19 protein-coding genes and 3 pseudogenes are annotated in these 25030 nt (G+C 70.9%); 8 read left to right on the plus strand and 14 right to left on the minus strand.

The window, feature by feature from the left end; genetic code table 11:
* Positions 1-26: 26 nt before the first annotated feature.
* From AB0D85_RS30940 to AB0D85_RS30960, 5 genes and pseudogenes are all read left to right on the plus strand, one after another.
* On the plus strand, positions 27-653 hold the full coding sequence (locus AB0D85_RS30940) for a type VII secretion system-associated protein (protein ID WP_362327413.1): 627 nt from the start codon (positions 27-29) through the stop codon (positions 651-653).
* Between the two features lie 226 nt (positions 654-879).
* Entirely contained in the window at positions 880-3849 is a 2970-nt protein-coding gene (locus tag AB0D85_RS30945; protein ID WP_362327416.1) for a hypothetical protein, read from the plus strand.
* A 78-nt stretch (positions 3850-3927) separates the two neighbouring features.
* A complete protein-coding gene (locus AB0D85_RS30950; protein WP_362327419.1) occupies positions 3928-5163 on the plus strand; it encodes an RICIN domain-containing protein in 1236 nt (411 codons plus the stop codon).
* A gap of 76 nt (positions 5164-5239) precedes the next feature.
* A pseudogene (locus AB0D85_RS30955) lies at positions 5240-5388 on the plus strand (transposase); the annotation flags it as partial.
* A 517-nt stretch (positions 5389-5905) separates the two neighbouring features.
* Positions 5906-6598: pseudogene (locus AB0D85_RS30960) on the plus strand (IS5 family transposase); the annotation flags it as partial.
* A 407-nt stretch (positions 6599-7005) separates the two neighbouring features.
* Here the strand turns inward: AB0D85_RS30960 and AB0D85_RS30965 are convergent.
* Positions 7006-8334 (minus strand): TRAM domain-containing protein, encoded by a 1329-nt coding sequence (locus AB0D85_RS30965; protein WP_362327422.1) that lies wholly within the window; start codon positions 8332-8334, stop codon positions 7006-7008.
* A gap of 122 nt (positions 8335-8456) precedes the next feature.
* On the minus strand, positions 8457-10502 hold the full coding sequence (locus AB0D85_RS30970; RefSeq protein WP_362327425.1) for an APC family permease: 2046 nt from the start codon (positions 10500-10502) through the stop codon (positions 8457-8459).
* Between the two features lie 363 nt (positions 10503-10865).
* On the opposite strand from AB0D85_RS30970, the gene AB0D85_RS30975 reads away from it, so the two are divergent.
* Entirely contained in the window at positions 10866-11537 is a 672-nt protein-coding gene (locus AB0D85_RS30975) for a TrkA family potassium uptake protein (RefSeq protein WP_362327428.1), read from the plus strand.
* Entirely contained in the window at positions 11537-12208 is a 672-nt protein-coding gene (locus AB0D85_RS30980; RefSeq protein WP_355709978.1) for a TrkA family potassium uptake protein, read from the plus strand. The genes AB0D85_RS30975 and AB0D85_RS30980 overlap by 1 nt, the downstream gene beginning before the upstream one ends.
* A 69-nt stretch (positions 12209-12277) precedes the next feature.
* Here the strand turns inward: AB0D85_RS30980 and AB0D85_RS30985 are convergent, their stop codons facing one another.
* From AB0D85_RS30985 to AB0D85_RS31025, 9 genes and pseudogenes are all read right to left on the minus strand, one after another.
* Positions 12278-13042 carry a DUF3159 domain-containing protein gene (locus AB0D85_RS30985; RefSeq protein WP_362327431.1) on the minus strand — a complete coding sequence of 255 codons (765 nt, stop codon included), beginning with the start codon at positions 13040-13042 and terminating at the stop codon, positions 12278-12280.
* Positions 13043-13045: 3 nt separating this feature from the next.
* Entirely contained in the window at positions 13046-13444 is a 399-nt protein-coding gene (locus tag AB0D85_RS30990) for an OB-fold nucleic acid binding domain-containing protein (RefSeq protein ID WP_362327433.1), read from the minus strand.
* Positions 13445-13534: 90 nt separating this feature from the next.
* Entirely contained in the window at positions 13535-14221 is a 687-nt protein-coding gene (locus tag AB0D85_RS30995) for a response regulator (RefSeq protein WP_362327436.1), read from the minus strand.
* Positions 14218-16788 (minus strand): sensor histidine kinase KdpD, encoded by a 2571-nt coding sequence (locus AB0D85_RS31000; RefSeq protein WP_362327439.1) that lies wholly within the window; start codon positions 16786-16788, stop codon positions 14218-14220. Before AB0D85_RS31000 ends, AB0D85_RS30995 begins: the two co-directional genes overlap by 4 nt.
* A 120-nt stretch (positions 16789-16908) precedes the next feature.
* Positions 16909-17107 (minus strand): annotated as a pseudogene (locus AB0D85_RS31005) (ABC transporter ATP-binding protein); the annotation flags it as partial.
* A 173-nt stretch (positions 17108-17280) separates the two neighbouring features.
* Positions 17281-18450, minus strand: a complete 1170-nt coding sequence (locus tag AB0D85_RS31010; protein WP_362327442.1) for an alginate lyase family protein — start codon at positions 18448-18450, stop codon at positions 17281-17283.
* Positions 18451-18655: 205 nt separating this feature from the next.
* A complete protein-coding gene (locus AB0D85_RS31015; RefSeq protein WP_316780679.1) occupies positions 18656-19417 on the minus strand; it encodes a DUF3710 domain-containing protein in 762 nt (253 codons plus the stop codon).
* A gap of 1 nt (position 19418) precedes the next feature.
* Entirely contained in the window at positions 19419-19970 is a 552-nt protein-coding gene (gene dut, locus AB0D85_RS31020; protein WP_362327446.1) for a dUTP diphosphatase, read from the minus strand.
* Entirely contained in the window at positions 19967-20551 is a 585-nt protein-coding gene (locus AB0D85_RS31025) for a PaaI family thioesterase (RefSeq protein ID WP_362327449.1), read from the minus strand. Before AB0D85_RS31025 ends, dut begins: the two co-directional genes overlap by 4 nt.
* A gap of 58 nt (positions 20552-20609) precedes the next feature.
* On the opposite strand from AB0D85_RS31025, the gene AB0D85_RS31030 reads away from it, so the two are divergent.
* Positions 20610-21074, plus strand: a complete 465-nt coding sequence (locus tag AB0D85_RS31030; protein ID WP_362327452.1) for a DUF3093 domain-containing protein — start codon at positions 20610-20612, stop codon at positions 21072-21074.
* Positions 21075-22154: 1080 nt separating this feature from the next.
* On the opposite strand, the gene AB0D85_RS31035 is transcribed toward AB0D85_RS31030, so the two are convergent.
* The 3 genes from AB0D85_RS31035 to AB0D85_RS31045 form a co-directional block, all read right to left on the minus strand.
* Positions 22155-23072 carry a hypothetical protein gene (locus AB0D85_RS31035; RefSeq protein ID WP_362327455.1) on the minus strand — a complete coding sequence of 306 codons (918 nt, stop codon included), beginning with the start codon at positions 23070-23072 and terminating at the stop codon, positions 22155-22157.
* A gap of 13 nt (positions 23073-23085) precedes the next feature.
* Positions 23086-23382, minus strand: a complete 297-nt coding sequence (locus tag AB0D85_RS31040) for a DUF4193 domain-containing protein (RefSeq protein WP_003997302.1) — start codon at positions 23380-23382, stop codon at positions 23086-23088.
* A 401-nt stretch (positions 23383-23783) separates the two neighbouring features.
* Positions 23784-25028 carry a HAMP domain-containing sensor histidine kinase gene (locus tag AB0D85_RS31045; protein ID WP_362327458.1) on the minus strand — a complete coding sequence of 415 codons (1245 nt, stop codon included), beginning with the start codon at positions 25026-25028 and terminating at the stop codon, positions 23784-23786.
* Between the last annotated feature and the right edge of the window lie 2 nt (positions 25029-25030).

Below are 25030 nucleotides of genomic sequence, written 5' to 3' on the forward strand. Positions count from 1 at the left end.
CGCCCTCCCACCACCTGGACGATCTCATGCCACCTCAGCACACGACCGCGTCGCACGCACCGGACGCATCACATGACACCGGCACCGGCACCGGCCCGGCCTTCCGGGGCGCCCCGCCCGAGCCGCCCGAGGAGGTCGTGAAGGCCGCCCGGCTCGCCCCGGACCACTGGATCAGCGCGGTCGATCCGGGCTGGCACGGTGAGGGCGTGCCACCGGCCTTCGCCGTGGCCGGCCGGTGGCGTTCCGGAGTCGGCGGGGAGATCGAGGAGTGGGAGGACAACGACGCCTACCGGCCCTCCCCGGAGACCCTCGGCTGGCCGGAACCCACGGACGCCGTCGACGCCGCCCTCCAACTCGCCGTCACCGGTTACGGACCGCCCGAGGACGTGGTCGACGCCCTCGCCGCCGCGGAGGTCGCGGTGCTCACGCTGCCCGACGGATCGCCGGTGACCGCCACGGCGGCGGACGGCACCCCCGTGGTTCCCGTCTTCACCTCCGCCGTCCACCTCGACCTCGTCGGCGGCTTCGCCTTCGCACGCCGGACCACGGCCGATCTGCTGCCCCAACTGCCGCCCGGGCACCGGCTGTACGTCAATCCGTCCAGTCCCGCCGGCGCGGTCCTGGAGACCGGGACGCCGGGAGGGCGCGAGTGAGCCGGTGTCGCCCGGCGTTCGACGGTTCGAGGTTCGGAAGCAACCAAGTGTGGTCCACAGTTGGTTGAGTGATGAGTTGAGTAATGATTCAAGTAATGAGTCGGGCAGTGAGTTGAGAGTCGAGCACCAGAATCCGGCTTGTGGCCGGTGGGACCGGGCGAAGGTCATGTGGGTCGGGAGAGGGCATACGGGTGCGTGATGTGAGTACGCGTGGGGAGGAGGCCGGATGAGCCGCTGGAAGGACCGTCAGGCCCGCCGCCGCGCCGCCGTGCCGTCCCGCGCCGAACAGGACGGGCAGCGGGGGCGGGAGAGGGAGCCGTCCCAAGGGCCTCGGGTACTGGTCGAGGACTACGACGGACTGCTCCTGCTCCGCTCGGTCACGGACGAGACGCTGCGCTCGGCCGACGTCGCCGACCTGGCCCGCGTGCTGCGCGCGGAGGACGGCGGCACCGTCACGATCGTCGCCGTCAGCGAGGGCGACGCGTCGGCGCTCTGGTCCCGGCTGAGCGAGCTGCTCGACTCCCTGCGGGAATCCGGCACCCGGTCCGTACGGCTGGTGATGTCCGGCACCGGACACGACCGCCGGGACCGACCCGCGCCCGCCCGCCGGATCGCCGACGCGTGGGGCCTGACGGTCGAGGCCCCCGACGGGCCGGTCCTCGTGGTGCCGGGTGGCTCCGTGTTCGTTCCTCCCGGGGACGGCGGCTGGTGGCGGTTCGCGCCGGAGCGGGAACCGGAGCCGCTCGGGCCGCGCGCTCCCGCGCCCGACTGGCAGGCCGCGATACGCCGGGCACCGGTCCGTACGGCGGACGGCTGCGTGGTGGACCAGATCCCGGCGGGCCTCCTGATCCGCCCGGCCGAGGCGACCGCGCCCCGGCCCGGTGACCTGTTCCACGCCATACCCGTCGACCCCAGGCGTCCGGCCGTGGTCGTCGGCGTGCCGTGGGGCGAGGACGTCGTCGCGACCGACGTCGCCGAACTCCTCGGCGCCCTGCCGGCCGCCGTACGCCCCGGCGTCCGGCTCGCCCCCGGCGGACGGCGGGACCTGCTGCCGCTGGGCCAGTCGGTGGCCGGTCTGCTGAACGCCGAGGTCGAGGTCACCACCGGGCTCCCGCTCTTCGCCGCCGCCGGCCCGCTGGGCACCTACGGGGTACGGTCCGTGCTGGCCGGCCCGGACGGAGATCCGCGCTGGCTGCCGTTCATGGACGCCGTGATGTGTCTGCCCCCGAAACTGCCCGCGCCGGATGCGGAGCCGGTTCGCCGGCCAGTTTCCGAGCCGGGCAACTCCTCCATTCCCGCGCCCGCTCCCGGCCCCGTTCCCGCCCCTGCTCCCCGGCCGCTGCGCTGGTCCTCGCCGGTGCCGGACCCCGGCGGTGCGGCCGACGGTGTGATCCGCCTCTCCGACGGCTGGCAGGCCACGATCACCAGGGCCGGGCTGTGGGTGGCCACCCGTGACGGCACTCCCCTGCCGATGAGCATGCGCCCCGTGAGCATCGAGGGCCCGACCGTCGAGGTCGGCCGCGCCGGCGACCGGCTCGACGCCTCCCTCTGGCCCGTCCTCTCCCGCCTCCTCGGCCGCCTCGCCCCCGACCTGCGCGCCCGCACCACTCTCCACGTGCACGCCATCCCGTCCGACGGTGGCCATGCCCTGCGCGCCCTCGCGGCCGATCACGCCCTCCGCGTCATCCGCTTCGCGCCGCCCGAACAGACGCCGCGTCCGCCGCGTCGCGGCGGGGCGGTGGTGCGGGCAGGCGGGGCGTTGGGCGGGGCGGCCACCGTGGCCGTCCCGCGCCCGATGGCTGTGACCGGTGCCGCCGGAGACACCGCGGCGGCCGTCTCCGCCCCGCCGACGGGGACCACTTCGGCTCCTCCGGCGGGTGTCCCCGCGTCACCGGCGCCACGTCGGGCGCCGATCACGGCACGCCCGGCCACCATGTCCGGGCGCGCCCCGGCCGGAGGACCGGGATCGCCGGGGCCGACGTTGTCACCGGCTGAGCCACTGGCTGGTTCGTCAGGCGAGTCGTCCGCGGAGACACCCGCCGAGCCGGTCACCGAGCCCGTCACCGGCCTGATCTCCGGGACTACCACCGAGACGGCCACCGGTCCGGTTTCCAAGCCGGAGGCACCCCGTCCCGAGCCGGTCGCCGGCGGCGCGTCTGCCGCTCTCTCCGCCGCTCCCGCGGTCCCCGCACCCGTCCCCGACGCACCCGCCCCCCGACCAGTGCCGACCGCTGGGGGCATCACGCCGGAGCCGTCGTCCCTGGCGGGCGGGCGAAGCCCGCGGAAGCAGGACGACGGCCCTGTCGTCCCGTTTGCCGTTGTCGCCCCTGTCCCTGATCCCGTCCGCGCACCCGACGCCGCCGCCGCCGACGGAGCACGGCCCCCGGCCGAGGTGGCAGAGCCAGAGAGGGCAGAGCCAGAGGCACAGACACCGGGCGAGTCCGGCGGCCGTCGGCCGCTGCCCGACGTACCGGTGTCGCCTCGCCATCGCAGCACCACACCGGAGCGGAGCTCCTTCCGGACGCTCGCCGAGCCGGTGTGGGAGCGGCACAGCGCGGCGGTGAACCGGGCGCTGGCGGGAATGCCCGCGCTGCGGGGCGAGGAACAGGAAGCGGCCCGGATCGATCTGATCGCGTTGCGGATGTATCTCCGGAACAACGAATCCCCGCTGGACCACAAGGAGTTGACGACTTCGCTGCGGGCGGGGGAGCAGCGTCTCGTGCCGTACGCCGGATGCCTGGCGTCCGGGCTCGGGCGGCTGCCGTCGTATCGCGGAGCCGTCCTGCGTGGCCTGGGCGGCGCCGGCGGCCACGGCGAGCTGAGGCCCGGGGCGATGCTGCGGGATCCGGCGCCGTTGAGCGGGCTGCCCCTCGACCCGGCCGGGAAGGCCCGGATCGCGGGCGTGGGCTTCGCGATCTGGTCGGTCACGGGTCGCCGGGTACGGCAGCTGCTGGACGGCGACGACGAGGTCGTGTTCGCCCCGGGCAGCACCTTCAAGGTGCTCGACGTGCGTACCGGCAGCGCGATTCCCCTGGTGCTGCTGCGCCAACTGCCCGACACGCACACGGCATCCCATGTACTGGAGGATGCCGACGAGACCGCACTCGCACGGTTGGACCACGTCCTGACGGACCGTGTGTCGCCTGGCCCGGGCGACTGGCCGGACCGCTGCGCCGGACCCGTCGGCGACCACTGATACCGCGCTGCCCACCCGCCCACAGAACCACCAACCGGCGGAACCGCCCGCCAGGCCCATCGACTAGGAGCAGTGTTCATGCCACGTCAGCACGAACCCCCGGCCAACGGGACGGCGTCATCTGTCGTCGTCCGCCGTGCGGTGACCGTGCCCGCACCGGGCGAATACCCCCACGCCGACCTCGGCCCGCGCACCCCCGACTCCGCCGAGCCGGTGCCGATACCGTCGTCCCCCGAGCCCGCACCCGGACGGCTTCGCGGGTGGCGCGCCCGGTCCGCCGCCGCAGAGCAGCAGCAACCGGCACCCGCCGGGCAAGAGCCGGAGCAACAACAGGCGGGACAGCAGGAGTCGGCGTCCGCCGAGCCGGAGCCGGAGGAAAGCCTCGGTGTGTTCCTCGCCGGGAACGGCGGCGGCGCGAACGGTGCGGACGGGGCAGAGGCGCCGCCGGGGCGGCCTCGCGGCCCCATGCTGGCCGCGGCCGGCATCGCGGGAGCGCTGCTGATCGCCGTACCGTTCCTGGTTGTCGGCCTGAGTGACGACGACGGGCACCGCACGGTCGGCACGGCACCCGTCGACGGTACGACGCTCGCCCCTGGCATGTCCGACGGCCCGGCCGCCGACTATGTGGCCGAGTCCCCCACGCCCTCGGCATCACGGACCGACTCCCCGTCTCCGTCCCCGTCCCCGTCCAAGTCCGTTTCGCCGGGATCCGGCACGGCGGGCGCCGAGGTGAAGGCCGCGCCCCAGCCGGTGGTCACCAAGGAGACGGCCACCCCAGAGGCGAAGGCGACGAAGACCGCCGCGCCCACCACCCGGCAACTGGTCAACGCCCTCTCCAACCGGGCCAACGTGCTGCTGAAGAACGTCGCGACCGGCATGTGCGCCGACATCCCCGGAAACGGGAAGGGGTCGGAGGGCGGCTCGGTGAACCAGCACCCAAGTTGCAGCATCACGGACAACCAGCTCTGGGACCTGAAGGTGAAGTACTCGGACAGCGGGCCCGAGGGTTCGAGCCTGTTCGCCATCAAGAGCCGTACGGACGGGCTGTGCATGGACCTGCCCTACTACGGCAGCGTCCCACCTGAAACGAAGATCACCGAGTACCACTGCGACGGCACGACCGCGGACAACCAGCTCTGGTGGCTGGACCCGCGGCCTGAGGGCTACTGGATCCGCAACGTCGCGAGCAACCTGTGCATGGGCGTGGCTGGCGGCAGCTCCGGCGGGAAGAACGCCCACCTCCAGGTGGTGAAGTGCGGTGACACAAGCCTGAGCGCACAGCGCTGGATCATCTCCCAGGTCGTCAAGCCCTGAGCCGGACCCCCTGAACGGACACGCAGCCGACCACTGTGAACACTGGCCGGCTGCGCTCGACTCAGGATCCCGCCGCCGTCGTGGGGCATCGCCGTCCCGCTCGTCATCGCGGACGGCGGTTACGGCGATACCGCGTTCTTCCGGCTGGGCCTGGAAGAACGCGGCCTCGACCATGTGGTGGACATCACCACCACACCCACTGCCCAGCCGGAAGCGGCACAGCCGCACATCCCGCCCTAAGAGGTCGTTTTCAGCTGGTTTGCGTCGCTTCATGCGCCACAGACGAGTACTCGCGCCTCACACATGGCGTGTTCCTGCGCAGGGTGGCTGAACTAATCGCCGATATCAGCTCCCCTTGGAGCGAGACGGGCTTCACAGGATGAGACAGGCCATATGGGCTTCCCATGCGCCCCGTCAATCGCGCCAGCCCCTAAATGCCCCCAACGGCCTATCTGTCACAGGGACTTGTTTGGGCGAAACAGGCTCTACCGATGAAAACGACCACTAAGAGGACGTTCGCGTCATTTATGCTCTGATTTGCGATAGTTGGGTCGCGTCGGGATTCGCCGTGTACAGGCAGAACAGGTGATATGTCTCTTCGGTTGAACCCTGCCAGGGCTTGCGTTTCACCCCGGTTACTACCGATAGCTTCTGTCCGATTCGAATAGGTCCCTGAAGTCTGCATTTGCCTCGCTCGATCGAGCGATATGCCCGGTTGGGGACCTCGTGCATGAGTGGTCCCATGACCTCTTCGAAGCAGCGTGAGCCCTACCTGAGCGATCTCTCCGATGCCCGCTGGGCGTTGATGGAACCGACCTTGACGGCCTGGCGGGCCGAGCGGCAGAAGACCTCGCTCAACCTTGGCGGCAAGGTCACTGACCTGCGAGAAGTCATGAACGCGATCCTCTTCCTCAACCGGACCGGCGTCCCCTGGCGCTACCTGCCCCACGACTTCCCGCCGCACACCACCGTGTTCGGCTACTTCAGCGCCTGGACCGCGGACGGCACCATCGAGAAACCCGGCCTCCACCTGCACCGGATGGTCCGTGAGCAGGTAGGACGCACCGCCGAACCCACCGCCTGCGTCATCGACGCCCAGAGCGTCAAGACCGCTACCAGCGTGCCCACCGACACCCAGGGCACCGACGCCGGCAAGAAGATCGTCGGCCGCAAACGCAGCATCGTCGTCGACACTCTCGGCCTGTTACTACTGGTTACGGTGACCGCCGCCAGCGACTCGGACAACGAGGCCGGCATGCAGCTCCTCACCCGCGTCGCCGCCGACCACCCCACCATCAGCAAGGCATGGGTCGACACCGGCTACAAGAAGAAGGCGATCGAGCACGGCGCCGCACTAGGCATCGACGTCGACGTCGTCCCGCGAAACGAGCAGGTCAAAGGCTTCTCCGTCATCCCGCGGCGGTGGGTCATGGAGCGGCTTCGGCTCGGAAGCGCGGTACATCCGCACCGCACGCTCACGCAACTCCAGCGGGTACTTCCTCGGGGCAGGCATCGTCAGAGCTCCTCTCGTGAGCCCCATCTGACCTGCTGTCATCTCTCCCCGCATCTCGGGGGAACCTCAGCCCAGCAGCAAGACAAACATGAGCCTGCGAGGAAGCCAGCCAGCTCGCCTCCGCACCTGTTCCAGGCCCTCCAAGGACCTGACGGACTTTCAGGCCGTGCGTCATTCGTGCGTCACGCCGCAAGAACCAACGGGCGCCGTCACCGCCACGCACCCCTCCCCCTCAGGCGAAAGCGCAGGTCACGCGTCATCATCGGCCTTCACCTGTTCCCACCTCCCCAAACAGGTCGAGCCGACGAAAGAAATCAGAAAACTGCAGGTCAAGAGCGTTTCCCAGCGGGTTCCAGGATCGCGACGCACTCCACGTGCGCGGTCATCGGAAACAGATCGAACGCCCGCAGCGTCCGCACCCGGTACCCCCCGTCCCGGAAGTACGCCAGGTCCCGGGCCAGGGCGGCCGGGTCGCAGGCCACGTAGGCGATGCGGCGGGCGTTCAGGGACGCCAGGTGCTCGACCGTCCTGCGGCCCGCGCCCGCGCGGGGCGGGTCGAGGACGATGAGGTCGACCTCGGTGATGCCCGTGCGCGGGAGGACCGATTCGACCTTGCCCTGTTCGATACGGACCCGGGGGAAGTCGGCGAGGTTGTGGCGGGCGTCCTCCACCGCTCGCTTGCCGGACTCGATGCCGAGGACCGCGCCCTTCTCGCCGAGGCGGTCGGCGAGGGCCCCGGCGAAGAGGCCGACGCCGCAGTAGAGGTCGAGGGCCATCTCGCCCTTGCGCGGGAGGAGGCCCTGCATGACCGCCGTCACCAGCGTGTCCGCCGCCTTCGGGTGGACCTGCCAGAAGCCGCCGCTGCCCACGCGGTGGGTACGGCCGTCGGCGCGCTCGCGGACGAAGGCGCGGCCGTGGACCCGGTGGATGCCGCCGTCGTGCTCGTCCACGCGCATGACCGAGACCGGCCTGTCGAGTTCGACCAGCGGGAGGCGGGCGCCGGGGCGCGGCTCCAGGATCACCATGCGGTCCTGGGAGCCCGTCGCGGCGATCGCCTCCACCGCGGCCATGCCCGACCAGTCGCGCTCCTCGATGCCCAGTTCGCTGACGCCCGGCGCCGCGATCATGCAGTGCTCGATCGGCTCGACCTCGTGCGAGCGGTGCCGGCGCAGTCCGGCGTTGCCGTCGGCGTCGACGGCGTACTGCACCCGGGTCCGCCATTGCGGCACCTCGCCGGAGGGGAGCTTGTCGCCCTCGGCGGGCATGACCGTGCCGTCCCAGCCCACGTCCTCGGGGGTGAGGCCCGCGAGCCGCTGGAGCTGTTCGGCGATCACCTCGCCCTTGAGCCGGCGCTGGGCGCCCGGCTTGGCGTGCTGCCAGTCGCAGCCGCCGCAGCGGCCGGGACCGGCGTAGGGGCAGGGGGCCTCGACCCGGTCCTTGGACGCGTCCAGGATGTCCACCGCGTCGGCGCGCAGGAAGCGGGCACCCTCCTCGCCCTCGGTCACCCTCGCCACGACCCGCTCGCCGGGCAGCGTGTGCCGGACGAACAGGACCTGGCCCTCGGCGGTGCGGGCGATGCAGTGCCCGCCGTGCGCGACCGGTCCGACCTCGACCTCGTACTCGGTCCCCACCAGCGACTTCTTCGGTTCTGCCTGCATGGCGGGGTGACTCCAGATCGAGGGGAGGGGAACGGCCCGTGCTGAGGCCGACGACAGCCCACCAGTCTACGTGGTCCGCACGGCACCACGCCCCGACCGGCTGCCGTCCCGCCCCGCCCCGGTCAGCTGCCGCTGGGCTCCTTCGGCCGTGCCTCCGCCGGACCACGGCGGACGGCACCCGGCGCGTTCCACTCCTGCCGTTTGCGGGCCCGGATCTTGGCCGCTTCGGAGGAGGCCAGCTGGTAGGGCACGGAGGTCACCATCACGCCGGGCGTGAACAGCAGCCGACCCTTGAGCCGCAGCGCGCTCTGGTTGTGCAGGATGTGCTCGTACCAGCGGCCGACGACGTACTCCGGGATGATCACGGAGACCGCGTCGCGCGGCGACTGGGCGCGCAGGCCCTTGACGTACTCGATGACCGGCCGGGTGATCTCCCGGTACGGCGAGTCGAGGACCTTCAGCGGCACGTCTATCCCGCGCCGCTCCCACTCCTCGCGCAGTGCCTTCGTCTCGGCCGCGTCGACGTTGACGGTGAGCGCCTCCAGGGTGTCCGAGCGCATCAGCTTGGCGTAGGCCAGCGCGCGGAGGGTGGGGCGGTGGATCTTGGAGATGAGGACGACCGAGTGGACGCGGGAGGGGCGGACCAGGTCGTCGTCCGGCTCCTCGGGGGCCGAGATCTCCTCGGAGACGCGGTCGTAGTGCTTACGGATCGCGGTCATCGTCGCGTAGAAGATGCACATGCCGAGCAGCGCCACCCAGGCGCCGTGGGTGAACTTCGTGACCAGGACGACGACCAGCACCAGGCCGGTGAAGAAGGCGCCGAAGGCGTTGATCGCGCGGGAGCGGATCATGTGGCTGCGCTTGGCCGGGTCCTTCTCCACCGCCAGGTGGCGGTTCCAGTGCCGGACCATGCCGGTCTGGCTGAGCGTGAAGGACACGAACACGCCGACGATGTAGAGCTGGATCAGGCGGGTCGAGTCGGCGCCGTAGATGACCGTGAGCAGGGCGGCGGCGCCGGCCAGGAGCACGATGCCGTTCGAGAAGGCCAGGCGGTCGCCGCGGGTGTGCAGCTGGCGTGGCAGGTAGCGGTCCTGGGCGAGGATCGAGCCGAGCAGCGGGAAGCCGTTGTACGCCGTGTTCGCGGCCAGGAAGAGGACGAGGGCGGTGGCGGCGGCGAGCACCACGAACAGGAAGCTGCCCTTGCCGAAGACGGCCTCGGCGACCTGGGAGATCACCGGGTTCTGGACGTAGCCGGAGCCGATCGGGACGCCGTTGTGGAGCAGGTCGGTGGCCGGGTTCTCGGCCATGCGGACCTTGGTGACGGCGGCGAGCGCGATGATGCCGCAGAACATGGTGACCGCGAGCAGACCCATCATGGCCAGCGTGGTCGCCGCGTTCTTCGACTTGGGCTTGCGGAAGGCCGGGACGCCGTTGGAGATCGCCTCGACACCGGTGAGCGCGGCACAGCCGGAGGAGAAGGCGCGCAGCAGGAGGAAGACCAGCGCGAAGCCGGCCAGTCCCTGGTGCTCCGCCTTGATCGCGTACGACGCCGTGGGCGCGCGCATCGTGTCCCCGAGGACCAGGCCGCGGAACGCGCCCCAGGCGATCATGATGAAGACGCCGCCTACGAACACGTACGTCGGGATCGCGAAGAGCTTGCCGGACTCCTTCACACCGCGCAGGTTCATCAGCGTCAGCAGCACGATCACGGTGACCGCGCAGAGGACCTTGTGCTCGACGACGAAGGGGACCGCGGAGCCGAGGTTCTCGATGCCGGAGGCGATGGAGACGGCGACGGTCAGGACGTAGTCGACGAGCAGGGCACTGGCGACGGTGAGGCCCGCCTTGGGCCCGAGGTTGGTGGTGGCGACCTCGTAGTCGCCGCCGCCGCTCGGGTAGGCGTGCACGTTCTGCCGGTAGGAGGCGACCACCGTGAACATCAGCACGACGACCGCGACGGCGATCCAGGGGCTGAAGTGGTACGCCGACACGCCCGCGATGGACAGGACCAGCAGGACCTCCCCCGGCGCGTAGGCGACGGAGGACAGCGGGTCGGAAGCGAAGACGGGGAGTGCGATGCGCTTCGGCAGGAGCGTTTCGCCCAGCCGGTCACTGCGCAGTGCGCGCCCGATCAGGATCCGTTTGGGCACGTCGGTCAGTTTGGACACGAGAGAGGATCGTAGGCCTTCCACCTGGCAGGTCTCCAGCCGCAGTACCGGATCTGCCTCCCGAGTGAAAAAGGAGACGGATGGAACTGCGGATTCCGCAGCTTACGCCCGATCCGTGCCTAGATGGCAGACCCCGCCTGTCTTCGCACTTCGGAGGTCCCATGCCCGCGACCGCAGAGCTGATCGGTGCCGCGGTCGCGCTCGTCGGCCTCGGAATCCTGACCGCCTGGAGCGTGCGCAGCATCACTCGGCGATGAGCCCTGCCGAGGGGTGCCCGGCCGGGACGGTGCGTGTGTAGCTTGGGCCTCGGTCTGAGACCCTGATGGGGCTGAGCAGTAACTTTTGGACACCGGAAGGACGGTCGTGCACATCGTCATCATGGGCTGCGGCAGAGTGGGTTCCGCTCTCGCCCAGACCCTGGAGCAACAGGGGCACACGGTCGCCGTGATCGACCAGGACCCCACCGCCTTCCGCAGGCTGGGCCCCGGGTTCGGCGGCCGCCGGGTCACCGGGGTCGGCTTCGACCAGGACACCCTGCGCGAGGCGGGCATCGAGGAGGCCGGTGCCTTCGCCGCCGTCTCCAGCGGTGACAACTCGAACATCATCTCCGCGCGGGTGGCCCGCGAGATGTTCGGTGTGGAGAACGTCGCCGCCCGGATCTACGACCCGCGCCGTGCCGAGGTGTACCAGCGTCTCGGCATCCCGACCGTCGCCACGGTCCGCTGGACCGCCGACCAGATGCTGCGCCGGCTGCTGCCCTCGGGAGCGGAGCCGCTGTGGCGCGACCCCACCGGCGGCGTCCAGCTCGCCGAGGTGCACGCCTCCCCGAAGTGGGTCGGCCACAAGATCAGCAGGCTGCAGGAGGAGACCGGCGTCCGGGTCGCGTTCCTCACCCGGCTCGGCGAGGCGATGCTGCCCAGCTCGCAGACGGTGCTGCAGGAGGGCGACCTCGTGCACGTGATGATGCGGACGGACGACGTCGACAAGGTCGAGGCCGCCTTCGCCGGGGGTCCGGAAGAGGAGAGCGGTCACTGATGAGGGTCGCCATTGCCGGTGCCGGCGCCGTCGGCCGCTCGATCGCGGGCGAGCTGCTGGAGAACGGCCACGAGGTCCTGCTGATCGACAAGGCCCCGACCGCCATCTCGGTCGAGCGGGTCCCCCAGGCGGAGTGGCTGCTCGCCGACGCCTGCGAGATCACCTCCCTGGACGAGGCGGCGCTGCAGCGCTGCAACGTCGTGATCGCCGCGACGGGCGACGACAAGGTGAACCTGGTCGTCTCGCTCCTCGCGAAGACGGAGTACGGCGTTCCGCGCGTCGTCGCCCGGGTGAACAACCCGAAGAACGAGTGGCTGTTCAACGAGGCCTGGGGCGTGGACGTCGCCGTCTCCACGCCGCGGCTGATGTCCGCCCTCGTCGAGGAGGCCGTGTCGGTGGGCGACCTGGTCCGCCTGCTGCGCTTCAGCCACGGCGACGCCAACCTCGTCGAGCTGACCCTGCCCGAGGAGTCGGCCCTGGCCGGCACCCAGGTCGGTGACGTGGAGTGGCCCGAGGACACCTCCCTGGTCACGATCATCCGCGGCACCCGGGTCCTCACCCCCTCCCGCGAGGACTCCCTGGAGGCGGGCGACGAACTCCTCTTCGTGGCGGCCCAGGCCCGCGAGGAGCAGCTGGAGGACCTGCTGTCGGTCCGGCGCGAGGACAGCTGACGTACGCACGAGTGCACACGAGAGAAGGGGCGCTCTCCCGCGGGAGGGCGCCCCTTCTCTCGTACCTGCCTACTTGCGGTGGCGTCCGCCGGAGGTCTCGCCGCTCTCCGCGGCGAGCGCCGCCTTGCGCTCCTCCTCGGCCTCCTCGGCCTTCTCCGCCGCCTCCATCTCCGCGAACACGTCGATCGGAGCCGGTGCCTTCGCCAGGAAGACCCAGGTGAGCCAGACGGCGAGCAGGAACGGCGGGATCTTCAACGCGACGAGCACCCAGCCGAGTTGTGCGGTGTTGGCCCACCAGTACAGCGGGAAGAGGATCGCGCACTTGGCGAGCAGGATCAGGCCCCACGCCCAACTGGCCTTGGCGTACGCCTTCTTGCGGCCGGGGTTGCGGGTGCGCCAGGAGAGGTTCTCCTTGAAGACCGGGCCGAGGATCAGGCCGATCAGCGGCACCCCGCACAGGGTCGTGATGATGTACGCCAGCGCCAGGCCCAGCGTGTAGAGCATGCCGGGGAGGTAGAAGTCCTTGGCATTGCCGGTCATCATCGCGAAGACGACACCGAAGGCGACGCCGAAGACACCGCTGAAGGCGTGCTTGACGGTGTCCTTCATGACGAGGCGCACCACGACCAGCACCACGGAGACCGCGAGGGCGGCGATCGCCGACCAGTGCAGGTCCTTGTTGATGGTGAAGATCGTGACGAACAGCAGGCCGGGCAGGACCGTCTCGACCATGCCCCGGACACCGCCGAACGCCTCGAACAGCGCGGCCTCGGTCACCGCCCGCGCATCGTCCTGCGCCTGCGTGTCTTCGGTCGGCTTGTCGAGCGACGTCACCGGCTACTCCCTACCGAGGGGTCTCAGTTCGTACTTGGGATTGAACAGCACCCGGCGGCCCCGGCTCATCGAGATCCGGCCAGATGCGATCAGCCTGCGCCCCGGTTCTATACCCACGATGGAGCGCCTGCCGAGCCACACCACGTCCAGCGCCGCGGAGCCGTCGAACAGCTCGGCCTCCAGGGCCGGGACTCCGGCGCGCGGCCGCAGGGTGACCGTGCGCAAGGTACCAGTAACGGTGACGATCTGCCGGTCATGGCAGTCGCCGATCCGGATACAGCCGGCGGTGTCGGCGTCCTCGCGCAGCTCCTCCGACTCCAGGTCCTCCTGGGACGAGGAGAGCCGGTCGAGCATGCGCCGGAACCGTCCGACCGGCTTCTCGGAACGAGGAACAGCACTCATGTCTGAAGCGTACCGGGGCCCACCGACACCGCCGTAGTCCAGCTCACTTCGCGACCCGGCTCACTTTCCGAACCCATTCCGTGCCCCGGCTCACTTCTCGAACCGGTATCCCATTCCGGGCTCGGTGATGAAGTGCTTCGGGTGCGACGGGTCCGCCTCCAGCTTCCTGCGCAGCTGGGCCATGTAGACGCGCAGGTAGTTGGTCTCCGTCCCGTACGACGGCCCCCACACCTCCTGCAGCAGCTGCTTCTGGCTGACCAGCCGGCCGGTGTTGCGGACCAGCACCTCCAGCAGGTGCCACTCGGTCGGGGTCAGCCGGACGTCCTTGCCGGCCCGGTTGACCTTCTTGGCGGCCAGGTCGACGGTGAACCCCTCGGTCTCCACCAGGACGTCGTCCTCGCCGCCCCCGGCGACGGGCTCGGCGCGGCGCACGGAGGCCCGCAGCCGGGCCAGCAGCTCGTCCATGCCGAAGGGCTTGGTGACGTAGTCGTCGGCGCCCGCGTCGAGCGCCTCGACCTTCTCGTCGGAGGAGTGGCGGGCGGACAGCACCAGGATCGGCACCCGGGTCCAGCCGCGCAGCCCCCTGATCACCTCGACGCCGTCCATGTCGGGCAGGCCGAGGTCGAGGACGACCACGTCGGGGTGGCGGGAGGCGGCCAGTTCGAGGGCGGTACGGCCGTCGGGGGCCGCGTCGACCTCGTACTTGCGCGCCTTGAGGTTGATCACGAGGGCGCGCACGATCTGCGGCTCGTCGTCGACCACGAGCACACGGGTCATGAGGCCTGCCTTTCCGGTTCTGTCACGGCGTCCGCCGCCGCTCGCGCCGCGGGTTCCGCTGCTGCGGTGACCGATCCTGCCGCGCGGAGGGTGAGGACCATGGTGAGCCCGCCGCCGGGCGTGTCCTCGGCGTTGAGCGTGCCGCCCATCGCCTCCGCGAAGCCCCGGGCGACCGCGAGCCCGAGTCCGACCCCGGCGCCGCGCGGAGCGTCACCGTAGCGCTGGAAGGGTTCGAATATCCGTTCCTTGGCCTCGTCGGGCACGCCCGGCCCGCGGTCCACGATCCGCACCTCCACCCGGTCGGCGATGGCGCTCGCGGAGACGAGTACGGCCCGGTCCGGCGGGCTGTACTTGACGGCGTTCTCGACCAGGTTGGCCACCGCCCGCTCCAGCAGCCCGGCGTCGGCCCGGACCATCGGCAGGCTCTCGGGGACGTCGAGGTCCACGCTGCCGTCCGGCACCCCCACCAGCGCCATCGGGACCACCTCGTCGAGGTCGATCTCGCGGACGATCGGGGTCACGGTGCCGGTCTGCAGCCGGGACATGTCGAGCAGGTTGCCCACCAGGTGGTCCAGCCGGTCGGCGCCCTCCTCGATGCCTTCGAGCAGCTCCGCCTGGTCCTCCTCCGACCACGCCACGTCGTCGGAGCGCAGCGACGTCACGGCCGCCTTGATCCCGGCGAGCGGGGTGCGCAGATCGTGGCTGACGGCCGCCAGCAGGGCCGTACGGATCCGGTTGCCCTCGGCGAGCGCACGGGCCTGCTCGGCCTCCTCCTGGAGGCGTCTGCGGTCCAGTACGACGGCGGCCTGGGCGGCGAAGGCGGCGAGCACCCTGCGGTCCTCGGCGGGCAGCACCCGGCCGGTCAGCGCGAGCGCCATGTGGTCGCCCACGGGCACGTCCACGTCGGCGTCCTCGGGCCGTTCCAGGGCGGGTCCGAAGCCGGCCCGCCCGGCGCAGGTCCACGGCTCGACGTCGCCCGCCCGCTCCAGGAGGGCGGCGGACTCCATGCCGAAGGTCTCCCGAACGCGTTCCAGGAGCTCCTCCAGGCTGGTCTCGCCTCTCAGCACGTTGCCGGCGAGGAAGGAGAGGATCTCCGACTCGGCGCGCAGCCGGGCCGCCTGGTGGGTGCGGCGGGCGGCGAGGTCCACGACCGAGGCGACGGACAGCGCGACCCCGAAGAAGATCACGATGGCGACGATGTTCTTCGGGTCGGCGACGGTCAGCCGGTGCAGGGGCGGGGTGTAGAAGTAGTTCAGCAGCAGCGACCCGAAGGCGGCCGAGGCGAGCGCCGGGAAGAGCCCGCCGAGCAGCGCGGCCGCGACCGTGAAGGTCAGGAACAGCAGCATGTCGTTGGCGAGGCCGAGGTCGACGGCGTTGAGCAGCAGCGCCATGACGACCGGGCCGACCAGGCCGACCAGCCAGCCCGCGATGATCCGGCCGCGCCCGAGCCGGGCGCCCCGGGCCACCGGCAGCCCGCGCCCCTTGCCCGCCTCGCCGTGGGTGACGATGTGGACGTCCAGGTCGGGCCCCGACTCGCGGGCGACCGTGGCGCCGACGCCGGGGCCGAGGACGTACTGCCAGGCCTTGCGGCGTGAGGAGCCGAGGACGATCTGGGTGGCGTTGACGCCGCGCGCGAAGTCGAGCAGGGCCGCGGGGATGTCCTCGCCGACGACGTGGTGGAAGGTGCCGCCGAGGTCCTCGACCAGGGTGCGCTGGACGGCGAGTTCCTTCGGGGAGGCCGAGGTCAGCCCGTCGCTGCGGGAGATGTAGACGGCCAGCACCTCGCCGCCGGCGCCCTTCTCGGCGAGCCGCGCGGCCCGTCGTATCAGCGTCCGGCCCTCGGGCCCGCCGGTGAGGCCCACGACGATGCGCTCCCGGGAGCCCCAGATCGCCGACACGCGGTGCTCGCTGCGGTACTGCTTCAGGTACTCGTCGGCCCGGTCGGCCACCCACAGCAGCGCGAGTTCGCGCAGGGCGGTGAGGTTGCCGGGGCGGAAGTAGTTGGACAGGGCGGCGTCGACCTTGTCCGGCTGGTAGATGTTCCCGTGCGCCATGCGCCGGCGCAGCGACTGGGGCGACATGTCGACCAGTTCGATCTGGTCCGCGCGCCGTACCACCTCGTCGGGCACGGTCTCGCGCTGGCGTACGCCCGTGATGGACTCGACGACGTCGCCGAGTGACTCCAGGTGCTGGATGTTGACGGTCGAGACGACGTCGATCCCGGCGGTCAGCAGCTCCTCCACGTCCTGCCAGCGCTTGGCGTTGCGGGAGCCGGGGATGTTGGTGTGGGCGAGTTCGTCGACCAGGGCGACGGCGGGGGCGCGGCGCAGTACGGCGTCCACGTCCATCTCCGTGAACGCGGCGCCCCGGTACTCCAGCTCCTTGCGCGGGATCTGCTCCAGGCCGTGCAGCATCACCTCGGTGCGCGGCCGGTCGTGGTGCTCGACGAAGCCGACCACACAGTCGGTGCCCCGCTCCACGCGCCGGTGCGCCTCGGCGAGCATGGCGTAGGTCTTGCCCACGCCCGGTGCCGCACCGAGATAGATCCGAAGCTTGCCGCGTGCCATGGTCCTATTGTCTTCCCGTAACTACCGCCTACGCAGCGTCGACCTTACGGCCAACAATCCCGGCGAACGGGGCACGGAGCCGGTCGGCGGGCATCTTTGACACAACTCTGATGGCCCGGGTCAGCGCTCGACGATCTCCCCGTCGTCCGGTTCCAGCACCCGGTCGGCCAGGTCCAGCAGGGTCGTGTCGTGGGCCGCGATCAGCGCGGACGGGGTCCCCCGCTCGGGCGGAGCCGGGAGTGGCAGAGTCCTCGCTCCGTACGACGGCACGCGGCAGCTCCGTCACGGCGCGCCCGGTCTCGGCGTCCGGCCGACCGGACCGAGAAGCGGGTCGACGCGCTCCTCGCGCTCACGGGCGTCGGCCCGGCGCAGCTCCAGCAGCCCGCTCTCGCCCGGCCCGGCGAGTTTTTGCCCGTCGACGGTGCCGCTCCCCCGGTCGGCCGGGCGCCGGTATCAAAGCCCGGCGCCCGGCCGTTCAGGCGTTCGTCGGGTTCAGCTGGGGTTGTCGCCGTGGGTGAGGGTCTCCCAGGCGACGAAGAGGTTGTTGGTGCCGGCGGGGCGGTTGTCCAGGGTGAGCGCCTGGGTGTTGGTCATGGCGATGCCCAGGCGGTTGTGGAGCGCGTTGTAGCCGACCTCGGTGACGGGGCCGAGGCCGAGGTTCAGGGAGCCGCCGCAGAGCCAGCCGGGGACGGCGGCGCCCAGCTGGTACTTGGACTGGAAGCCGAGCGCCTGCCGCAGCCGCTCGCCGACGTCCGTGCCGTACAGGTCCTGGCCCTGGATCCGGCTGGTCTCGGCGACGTGCGAGATCGCGGAGATGCCGTACCCGGTGTGGGTGAAGTCCCGGCAGGTCTCCTGGGTGAGGCCGGTGACGAAGGTGGACTGGCCCTGCCAGTACGAGACGATCTTGGCGGTGGTGTCGAGGTTCTGGCCGGGCACGGTCTTCGGCACCGAGCCGTCGGTGGCCAGGTAGACGTAGGCGGCCGTGCGGGTGCGGAACTTCGCCATGGCCGTGTCGTACGACGTCCGGTCCTCCAGGAAGACGGAGATGCCGACGGCGGCCTCCATCATCGTCAGCTCCCAGTTGCCGTTGGAGTTGGAGCCCTTGATGACGGTCGGGAGGTAGACGGTGCGCAGCATGGTGGCGAAGCGGGCCTCGTTCGCCCAGGTGCCGGTGTACGTGTACCTGATGATCTCGGCGGCCTTGGCCCAGGAGGAGCCCGCCCAGCCGGTCTGCAGGGGCGCGTTGCTGTTGGTGTGGCCGGTGATGGTGGCCGACCAGGCGTCCATGATCTGGATGGCCTTCTGGGCGTAGCGGGCGTCCTTGGTGATGTACCAGGCGAGCGCGTCGGTGTAGGCGGCGATCGCGTCCTCGCGCTCGTCGGTGCAGCCGAGGTCGGGGTTCGAGTACGGCCCGCATTCGACGGTCGCCCTGGGCTTGGGCGTGCGGTTCAGGTCGGCGTACTTGCTCGCCGTCATCTGGTCGTAGGCCGCCTTCCAGGGCTGGGCGCCGGCCAGCACTTCGGTGCGGGCGAAGTCCAGCTGGGACCTGGAGACGGTGACCCCGGGGTGCACGAAGGCGCTCGGGGCGGAGTGGGCGGCGGGGGCCGTGAGGGCGCCCAGGAGCAGGGCGGCCGCGGCCGCGAGCAGCGGGATACGACGCACAGCGACTCCGTTCTCGTACGTTCTCGCGAGTTCTCGTATGTGAACCTGGAGCGCCTCTGTGAACGTAGGCGTTGAACGGAGACCGTAGGTACGGACCAGACTTCCGTCAAGGTGTGAAGTAAGGGGTGGGTATTCACAGCACCGGCAGCGGACATGTGAAAGGGCCGCACCCTCGGGGGTGCGGCCCTTGTCGTTCGTCTCGCGGTTACCGGACCTCGGTGATCTCCGGTCCGCGCTGGAGCTGGCCCATGCCGCCGGAGAAGCGCGAGGACTCCTCCTGCTGGACGCCCTCGGGGACCATCTGGGCGTCGTTCGGCAGCTTCAGGACGATCGGGTCACGGGGGGCCATCGGGCCCTCGCCGCGGACCACGACGGTGTCCCGGAAGATCTGCTCGAGAAGCCCGGCGGCCTGCGGCTGCACCGCGCCCTGCCCGGAGATCACCCCGCGCAGGAACCAGCGCGGGCCGTCCACACCGACGAACCGCACGACCTGGAAGCCGCCCGTGCCGTCCGGCAGCTGCACCGGCACCTGGGCACGCAGCTCCCAGCCCAGCGGACCCTCGACCTCGTCGACGATGCCGCCCTGCTGGGTGATGCCGGAGCCGATCTCCTCGCGGACCTCGCCCCAGATGCCCTCGCGCTTGGGCGCGGCGAAGGCCTGCAGCTGGATGGCGCTGTCGCGCAGCACGACGGTCGCCGCGACGATCGCGTCACCCGCGACCTCGACCCTGAGCTCCATGCCGTCGACGCCGGGCACGAACAGACCGCCGAGGTCCACCCGTCCCTCGCCCGGCTCCCGCACCTCGGAGTCGTCCCACGGCCCGTCGGGCCGGGGCTCCGGTTCCAGGCGTACGCGCTCGCGCTCGCCCTCTTCCTCGTCCGCCTCGGTGTCGACGCTGTCGACGACCTGCTCGGCCTCGCCGGCCGCGTCCTCGGCGGCACCCTTCTTCTTGCGACGTCCGAACACGTCACTGTCCTTCCCGGTCGGATACGACCGAAGCGTATCGATTCCCACCCGTCGGACCGCCCTCGGCGGCCTGACCGCTTGTGCCGCTCACGTCGCCCACCGCGGCATGACCGCCGGTGGACCCGAAGCCCCCCTCGGCCCGCGCCGAGCCGGGAAGCTCCGCCACCTCCTGGAAGCGAACCCTCTCGACCTGCTGGACGACCAGTTGGGCGATCCGGTCGAAGCGCTCGAACCGCACCGCCTCGCGCGGGTCGAGATTCACCACGATCACCTTGATCTCCCCACGGTACCCGGCATCAATCGTCCCCGGGGCATTCACGAGGGCCACACCGCACCGGGCGGCGAGCCCCGAACGGGGGTGCACGAAGGCCGCGTACCCGTCCGGGAGGGCGATCGACACCCCCGTGGGCAGCACGGCCCGTTCTCCCGGCTCCAGTTCGCACGCCTCGGTGGTCCGCAGATCGGCCCCCGCGTCACCGGGGTGCTCGTACGCCGGAAGCGGTACGTCCGGGTCGACACGGCGGAGCAGCACGTTCAGGGCGGCGGGGCTCACGGGTTCACCTCGAAGGCGCGGGTGCGGCGGACCTGGTCGGGGTCGCTCATGGCCGCCTGGATCTCTTCCTTCCGGCCGTGGTCGACGAAGTGCTCGACCGGGACCTCGATGAAGAGGGCGTCGGCGCGGACGGCGACGGGTCCCTCGGGGCCGTCCATGCGTCCGGTGGCGGTCGAGTAGATCTTCCGGCCGGCCACCGCGACGACCTCGGCCGCCAGGTGCAGCGTGGTGCCCACGGGCACCGGCCGCACGAAGTCGGTCTCCAGGCGTCCGGTGACGGCGATCGTCCGCAGCAGCCAGTTCAGCGAGCCGAGCGTCTCGTCGAGGGCGCTGGCGAGGATGCCGCCGTGCGCGAGGCCCGGGGCGCCCTGGTGGGCGGGGCGCACGGTGAACTCGGCGGTGAGGGAGACCCCCTCGCCGGCCCGCGCCTCCAGATGCAGCCCGTGCGCCTGCTCGTGGCCGCATCCGAAACAGTGTTCGTAGTGGGCACCGAGGAGCTCCCCGGGTGCGGGCGCATCGGGATGCCGCACCGGTTTCCGGGCACTGGCAGGAGGCTGAAGAGCTGCGGAACTACCACTCACAGCCGCAGACCTTACCCGCGCGTCCGGTGAATCCGGACACCGTGCCAAGCTTGGCTCCATGCAGCTTTCCGCCACCCCGTACGAAGAACGCCTCACCGCCCCGCGGTCGTGGTGGTTCATCAGCTTTCTGGTCGGCGTCTCGTTCGCCCTGATCCTGCTGCCCTTCGGCACCCTGCCGGCGCTGGGCGGGCTGGTCGGCGGCACGGCGGCGGCCGCGGTGGTGGCCAGTTCGTACGGCTCCCCGCGCATCCGGGTCGTGGGCGACTCGCTGATCGCGGGCGAGGCGAAGATCCCGGTGTCGGCCCTCGGCGAGTCGGAGGTCCTGGACCCCGAGGAGGCGCGTGCCTGGCGCACGTACAAGGCCGACGTCCGCGCCTTCCTGCTGCTGCGCGCCTACATCCCCAGGGCCCTGCGGGTCGAGGTCACGGACCCGCAGGACCCGACCCCGTACCTGTACCTGTCGACGCGGGAGCCGGAAGCCCTGGCGGCAGCAATCGAGGCAGCCAAAACGGCCACGGCCTAACGGCCCTCCCGCCCGGCCAGGGCGTTAGGAGAGCCCTCTCACCCGGCCAGACCCAGCGAGGCCCTCCAGCCGGGCGAAGCCTTTGGTTTTCCCGCCCAGCCACGGCCCGGCGAAGCCCTCCCGCCGGACCAAGGCGCTAGGAGAGCTCTCTTGCCCGGCCACGCCTAGCCAAGCCCTCTAGCCCGGCGAAGCCTTAGGTCTTCCCGCCCGGCCACGGCCTGACGAAGCCCTCCCACCGGGCCAAGGCCTGGCAGAGCGCTCTCGCCCGGACAAGGCGTTAGGAGAGCCCTCCCGCCCGGCCAGACCCAGCGAGGCCCTCCAGCCGGGCAAAGCCTTAGGTCTTCCCGCCCAGCCACGGCCCGGCGAAGCCCTCCCGCCGGACCAAGGCGCTAGGAGAGCTCTCTTGCCCGGCCACGCCTAGCCAAGCCCTCTAGCCCGGCAAAGCCTTAGGTCTTCCCGCCCGGCCACGGCCCGGCGAAGCCCTCCCACCGGACCAAGGCCTGGCAGAGCGCTCTCGCCCGGACAAGGCGTTAGGAAAGCCCTCTCACCCGGCCAGACCCAGCGAGGCCCTCCAGCCGGGCAAAGCCTCAGGTCTTCCCGCCCGGCGAAGCCCTCCCGCCGGACCAAGGCGCTAGGAGAGCTCTCTTGCCCGGCCACGCCTAGCCAAGCCCTCTAGCCCGGCGAAGCCTTAGGTCTTCCCGCCCGGCCACGGCCTGACGAAGCCCTCCCGCCGGGCCAAGGCCTGGCAGAGCGCTCTCGCCCGGACAAGGCGTTAGGAAAGCCCTCTCGCCCAGCCAGGCCCAGTGAAGCCCTCCAGCCGGGCGAAGCCTTTGGTCTTCCCGTCCGGCGAAGCCTTCGACCTTGTTGACGGGTGAAGCCTTCGACCTTTTGCCGGTGAAGCTTTCGGCCTTCTCGCCGGGCGAAGCCCTCGGCACTCTCGTCCGGCAAAGCCTCCGCCCACGGGTCCGAAGTCTTTTTCCGCCGCGACGGCGCCGGGCCACGACGGCGGAATCCGGCGGTGCCGAACCCACGCGCGCCAAGATTCCGCCGGCAAGCCGCAACCCGCACCCGGAACGGCCGTCAGCCCCCGAAGTCCTCGGGAAGCTCAGCGATCGGCAGCGGCTCCTCCGGCTTCTCCAGCGGCGGCAGCTCCGGCAGTTCCTCCCACGGCACCTGCATCTTCCGCAGGTCCGCCCGGATCCGCGCCGCGAGCTTCCTGGTGTCCCGGCGGTTCATGACCGCCCCGACCGCCGCGCCCACCATGAACGGCATCAGGTTGGGCAGGTCCCGCACCATCCGCTTCATGATCTGCTGGCGCAGCTCGCGCTTCATCTGCCCGCCGAGGGCGTTGTTGATCGTCGACGGCCTCATCACGTCGATCCCGCGCTCCCCCGACCAGGAGGACAGATACGCGGTGCTGCGGGCCTTCAGGCTCCCCGGCGGCCGCACGCCGTACACCTCGTGGAGCTCGGCGATCAGCTTCAGCTCGATCGCCGCGACCCCGGTGATCTCCGCGGCCAGCTCCGTCGGCATCGCCGGCGGCACCGGAAGCATCGCCGCCGCGCCCACGCCGGCCCCGACCGCCGAGGTCGCACCCGCGGCGCCCGCCACCAGTTTGTCGGCGAGCTGCTCGGGCCCGAGACCCGGGAACTGCCGGCGCAGGGTCGCGAGGTCGCGTACGGGGACACGCGGGGCGATCTCGATGATCCGGTCCGCGAGGTACGCCAGTCCCGCTTTCGCCCGGCTGCCGCCCATACGGGCGCCTTCCCGGGCCATGTCCACGGCCTTGCTGCGGATCGCCGCGACCCGTCGCCTGGCGACGGGCGCGGGCTGGTCCGCCGGTACCGGGAGGTCACCCCGGCCGGCCGCCGGTTCGAGCGAGGCTCCCGGATCGGGAGAGCCCCGCTCGTCATCACGCGCGCGCGGGCCGTCGGACGGCCCCGAGTCCGCTCCCGGCAAAGGGAAGCGGCGCTTCCGAGGAGGGGTCGAGCCAGTCATGCCCGACCCGTCCTCAGTCGCAGTCGCGGCAGATCGGCTGACCGTTCTTCTCCCGGGCCAGCTGGCTGCGGTGATGCACCAGGAAGCAGCTCATGCAGGTGAACTCGTCCTGCTGCTTGGGCAGCACCCGGACGGCCAACTCCTCGTTCGAGAGGTCGGCCCCGGGCAGCTCCAGGCCTTCCGCGGCCTCGAACTCGTCGACGTCCACCGAGGACGTGGACTTGTCGTTCCGCCTGGCCTTCAGCTCTTCAAGGCTGTCCGAGTCGACGTCGTCGTCGGTCTTGCGTGGAGTGTCGTAGTCGGTTGCCATGTCGCTCTCCCCCTCTGGGTGTCTGCGGTGTCTCCAGCGCACGTAACGCGTGAGAGGCCGGACTTGTGCCCGACCCGAGGCGGAGATTTTGCCTCACATCAAGGTCTGTTACTCAATCGACACCCAACCGGATCCCCCAAGAGTGATCAGGTTGAATGGCGATGGGGACCGTACACGGTCCACTCGAGACACCTCAAAGGCGCCTCACCCTGTACTTCCCGTGATCAAGACCCCTGAAAACAGGGATTTTCCCGGCTTTATTCCCCCGTCCATGATCACAGAGAGTAGATGGCCGGAAATCCGCGCATGTGATCGATCACACACGGGGAAGCTCGCCACGCCGCCCGAAAATTCCGCGCAAAGCGAACATCCCCCGCGTGTGTCACAATCCTGAATTCCGGTCAAATCGGCAGAGTGACCCTCATCACGAGCCCTCCGCCCTCGCGGGGCTGGGCCGCGATGTGACCGCCGTGCGCCCGCGCCACGGACCGGACGATGGACAGGCCGAGGCCCACACCCTTGTCGCTGCCCGTGCGCTCGGTACGGAGCCGTCTGAAGGGCTCGAAGAGGTTGTCGATCTCGTACGCCGGCACCACCGGTCCGGTGTTCGCGACGGACAGTACCGCCTGACCGTGCTGGATCTCCGTGTCGACCTCGACCCAGCCGTCCTCGGGGACGTTGTAGCGGACCGCGTTCTGCAGCAGGTTCAGGGCGATCCGCTCCAGGAGCACGCCGTTGCCCTGGACGACCGCGGGCTTCCGCTGTCCCCTGATGGTCACGCCCTTGGCCTCGGCCTCGCCGTGCACCTGGTCGATGGCCTGGGAGGCCACCTCGGCCAGGTCGACCGGCTTGCGCTCGACGATCTGGTTGTCGCTGCGGGCGAGCAGCAGCAGGCCCTCCACGAGCTGCTCGCTGCGCTCGTTGGTGGCCAGCAGGGTCTTGCCGAGCTGCTGCAGCTCCGCGGGCGCGTTCGGATCGGAGAGGTGCACCTCCAGGAGCGTGCGGTTGATCGCCAGGGGCGTGCGCAGCTCGTGGGAGGCGTTGCCGACGAAGCGCTGCTGGGCGGTGAAGGCCCGCTGCAGCCGCTCCAGCATGTCGTCGAAGGTGTCCGCGAGCTCCTTGAGCTCGTCGTCCGGGCCGTCCAGCTCGATCCGGCGGGACAGGTCCGAGCCGGCCACCGCGCGGGCGGTGCGGGTGATCCGGCCGAGCGGGGACAGCACCCGGCCGGCCATCGCGTAACCGAACGCGAAGGCGATCACGGCGAGGCCCAGCAGGGCCAGCAGCGAGCGGCTGAGCAGGTCGTCCAGGGCCGCCTGGCGCTGGTGGTCCACGCACGACGCGATCGCCGAGTTGAAGTCCGAGAGCAGGCTGGTGCTGTTGATCCCCGGGCAGTTGTCGCTGGAGACCCGGATGTCGGTACCGCTGACGATCTTGAACAGCGGCTGGTTGCCGGTGCTGATCGCCTGGGCGGCCAGCAGGTAGATGATCGACAGCAGCAGGATGCCGGCGATCAGGAACATGCCTCCGTACAGCAGCGTCAGCCGTATCCGGATGGTCGGTCGCAGCCACGGGAAGACCGGTTGCGGTCTCCGGGGGTCCCAGGTGGGCTTGGGAGGTGCCTGCGGAGGCGCGGGAGTGGTCGCCACGG

The sequence above is a fragment of the Streptomyces sp. NPDC048277 genome (genome assembly GCF_040652235.1).
GTDB lineage: Bacteria > Actinomycetota > Actinomycetes > Streptomycetales > Streptomycetaceae > Streptomyces.